Source organism: Candidatus Sericytochromatia bacterium (assembly GCA_035285325.1).
GTDB lineage: Bacteria > Cyanobacteriota > Sericytochromatia > S15B-MN24 > JAQBPE01 > JAYKJB01.
On sequence record JAYKJB010000091.1, the window covers coordinates 1 to 3,657 of the forward strand.

Sequence of the window (3,657 nt, forward strand, 5' to 3'; positions counted from 1 at the left end):
TCTGGCCCCTCGTCGTCATCGGCCCTTGGCGGATAGTCCGCCAGCGTCACGCCGTTCGGCACCACCTCGACGCGCTTCGCCTCGGCGCCGAGATCGACCAGACAGCGAGCCGTCACCGGACTGACGGTGACCAGCCGGTCGGCCGCCTGCAGCAGATACTGCTCCAGCTTGCGCAAGCGCGTCAGCAGGGCTGGTTGGTTGGCCAGGCCAGGCAGATGCACCGGTAACTCGAAGCTGGGCAGGCCGTTGACCTCCCAGACCAGCGGCGTCCGGCCCCCCGTCTGCGCCCGCCACAGGGCGAGCGGGACGCCCTGCCAGACATCGCGCACGTGCCAGAGGGCATGCGGGCCCTGCTGGGCCAGCGCCAGCACGTGGGCGCCGAAGGTATCGGCGCGTTCCAGCAGGTTGCGCGACGCATCCCTTGGCAGCGCGTGGTGGCGGATCTCCGGCGGAAAACTCGGCTGTGCCCGCGCGGCCAAGGTGGCGAGGTCCACCTCCCAGCCCGCTGCCAGCAAGCCGTCGAGCAGGGCTTGGATGTGGCGACTGGCCCCTTTGGGGGCCGGCACGGCATCGAAGGAGGCGTAAAGAAGGCGCGGCATGAACGACTACCCAATCTTAACACCCGTCCATCCGGGGTGTTGGTGAAACGTTGGCGGATGCCTGGACAACCCTTTCGTGAGCCGCAGTCAGGCTCGCACCCCCTCCCGAACCGCCGTCGCCAGAAGCCCGGCAAGGAGCCCCCCGATGTCCCGTGTTCGCAGCCACCAGGCCTCCGCCTCCCCATATGCCGCGTTCATTCGCCAGCAAGCGGCCAAGCACGGCGTGCCGACTCGCTTGGCAATGCGCGTGATCCGCGCCGAATCGGGCGGCCGGGTCCGGGCCCGCAGCCACAAAGGTGCCCAGGGCTTGATGCAACTGATGCCCGCCACGGCCCGAGCGATGGGCGTGCGCAATCCCTATGACCCGCTTCAAAATCTCGCCGGCGGGATCCGCTACCTGGGTCAGATGTTGCGGATGTTCGGCGGCCGCGAAGACCTGGCCGTGGCCGCTTACAACGCAGGGCCCGGGGCCGTGAAGAAACACCGCGGGATTCCACCCTACCGGGAAACGCGCAATTACGTGCAGCGCGTCCTCGGCAGCGCCTGAACGCTCTTTTCGCCGCTCTCTCCTGCTGTCTTCATCCTCCCTCTCTCTCCTACTCTCCCACCCTCTCCAACATCCCTCTCTCTCCTGCTCTCCCACTCTCTCCAACATCCCTCCCTCTCTCCTACTCTCCTTCTCTCTCCAATCATCTCTCCCTCTCTCTTACTCTCCTTCTCTCTCCTACTCTCTCCAACATCCCTCTCTCCTACCTCCAATCCACACGGGGACCAAGAACCCAAGCGCCCTCCCAACCCCTCGGGGTCGGGAGGGTGTTTGGGATTTTCGGGTTGGCACGGGACCTGACGGGTTCCCCTGGGCGTGGGGCGAGGCTGACGTCGCGAACGGTTCAGAGAACCGTCCGCGACGTCAGGGTATCGCACGCAGCGGGAAGAAACGCACCAGGTTGGCCCCGGCATCCGCCACGACCAGGCGCCCTTGGCCGTCCACCAGCAACGAGGTGGGCAGCACCAGGGCGTCGACCGCGGTCGGGTCGGTCAGAAATCGGCCCCCGGGGCCGACCAGGGTGGTGACCCGGCCCTCCCGATCAACCCGCCGGATGCGGGCCGGCACCACGGGCAGGGTGCTGAAGTCGATCAGGGGGGCCCCACCCGGTAGGTTGAACAGGGCGTGGGAATAGACCGTGCCGAGCTCCGCCACATAAAGGTTCCCCTCCGGGTCGTAACAGAGGGCCGCCGGGGCGGCCATGGCCACCTCGGTAGCTGGCTTGCCCTCGTCAGCACCCGCATAGGAGGCGCTGAGCCGGCCGATGCTCTGGGCCAGCGGGACGCCCATGAACGCCTCGATGCGTGGCGCATTGCCCTGCGGTTGCAGCACCCGCCGTACCCGGAAGTTGCCCACGTCGGTGATCAGCAAGTCACCTTGGGGCGTGACCCCCAGTCCACCGGGACGCTCCAACTGCGCCTGGTCCGCCGGGCCACCATCCCCGGCGTCGCCCTTTTCGCCGCTGCCTGCCAGCAACTGCGCCTGGCCCGTCTCCTGCAGCCGGACCACCTGGTTGCGATAGACGGCTGAAAAATAGAACGGTCCCTGGGAAGCAGCGGTGAAGCCGAAGCAATCCAGCAGGTTCACCGCATTGGGGGCCAGCGTCTGTCCGGCGGAAAGGCGCATCGGCACGGGAGCAGAATTTTTTGCCAGCACCCGCACCTCGCCGGCGGCTTCGTCGATCACGCGCACGGCGAAGTTGAGCCGATCGACCACGTACAACAGGCCATTTCTGGCCAACAGGGCATTGGGACCGTTGAATCGCGCCAGGTCGAGCGTCTGCGTGGCGGTGGTTCCGCCCATCACGCCGCCGGACAAGCGGGTCAGGTTGCCATCTTTCCAGGCCTGGACGGCATTGCCGCCCATCTCGGCTATCAGCAGACGCCCTTGAGCGTCCAGCGCCAGTCCCTGCGGAACGTTCAGGGCGACGCCCTTGGCCGGGTCGAAGGGCCGTTTCGGGTCGAGGCCGGCCAGCAAGCTGGTCTGCCCCTCCCGGGTCACGCGGTGGACCAGCGAGGTGTCGGCATCGATCACCAGCACGGAACCGTCCGGTTGCGGCAACAGGTCGCAGGGTTTCCCGATCGGGCTGTTGGCCGCGCGGTCCAAGACCACCCGGCGCTTCTTGTCGAGGCCCAGCCAGAGCAATCTGCCCGAACGGTCGAGTGCCACCCAAAGGCCACCATCAGGCGCATTGGCCAGATCCCCGAAGCTTCCGGTCTCCTCGACCTCGGCGAATTTTTTCCATTGCGTCTCCCCAGGCGCGAGGCGGGCAATCTGGCCCTTGGCGCCGGTGATCCCGATCAACGCGTACAGTGCGCCATCACTTCCCCGTACCAGCCCCACCACCTTGGCATCGCCCCACGCCGGCAACGCGGGGGCCGGTTCACGCACAATACCGTCCGCTCCCACGCTCAGCACACGCACCCCACCGGCCACCTTGCCATCCTCGCCAAACCAGAGTGTGCCATCGCGGTCCACCCAGAGCGACTCCGGACAGGCCTCCGACGCGAGCGCGGACGCGCCCACCGTGGAACGTCCACGGGCCTGCGTCCCCACCAACTGGGTCAGGGTGCCGTCGGGCGAGAGGCGATGCACCCCGTGGCCCTGAGTCTGCGTCCCGGCCAGGTAAAGGGCGCCTTCGGAGGTGCGGAACACGTCGGAAATTGCGCCCATGTTGAACTTGTAGCGCCCTTGCATGCGATCCATATACGTGGTCAGGACACCGGCCGCGCTCACCTGGCGCAGACGGCCCGGGCGTTCCTCGGCAATCAGAAAGCCGCCCGCGCCATCGTCGACCAGCGCGGAAGGACCTGCCAGGGGGACATCCAGCGCAGGGAGCCCCTCACCCAATCGGTCCTGCCCCAACAACAACACCTTGATCGTCTCCAGGAGCTGGTCCACCGCGGGACTGCTTCGACGCAAGGAACTGGTGGTGTCGACCACCGCCTGCGTCTGGTACTCCGGAATGCTGGTCAGCGAGACCACCGTGGAAGCCAGGCTATCCCGCAGCTG

General features: G+C 67.1%; 3 protein-coding genes. 1 reads left to right on the top strand and 2 read right to left on the bottom strand.

Translation table 11 applies throughout. The features are described from left to right. Nucleotides 1-599, bottom strand: a 599-nt coding sequence (locus VKP62_12000) for a glycosyltransferase family 4 protein (GenBank protein MEB3197915.1), incomplete at its 3' end; no start/stop codon positions are given. A gap of 145 nt (nt 600-744) precedes the next feature. On the opposite strand from VKP62_12000, the gene VKP62_12005 reads away from it, so the two are divergent. Continuing rightward, nucleotides 745-1,146: a lytic transglycosylase domain-containing protein gene (locus VKP62_12005; protein MEB3197916.1), complete on the top strand. Its 402-nt coding sequence runs from the start codon at nt 745-747 to the stop codon at nt 1,144-1,146. A 363-nt stretch (nt 1,147-1,509) separates the two neighbouring features. Here the strand turns inward: VKP62_12005 and VKP62_12010 are convergent. Beyond that, nucleotides 1,510-3,657 (bottom strand): hypothetical protein (locus tag VKP62_12010; protein MEB3197917.1); only part of this gene is annotated, 2,148 nt, incomplete at its 5' end.

Bases quoted from the DNA above. Each gene is read 5' to 3' on its own strand.
- VKP62_12005 (MEB3197916.1), top strand. From the start codon at position 745: ATGTCCCGTGTTCGCAGCCACCAGGCCTCCGCCTCCCCATATGCCGCG.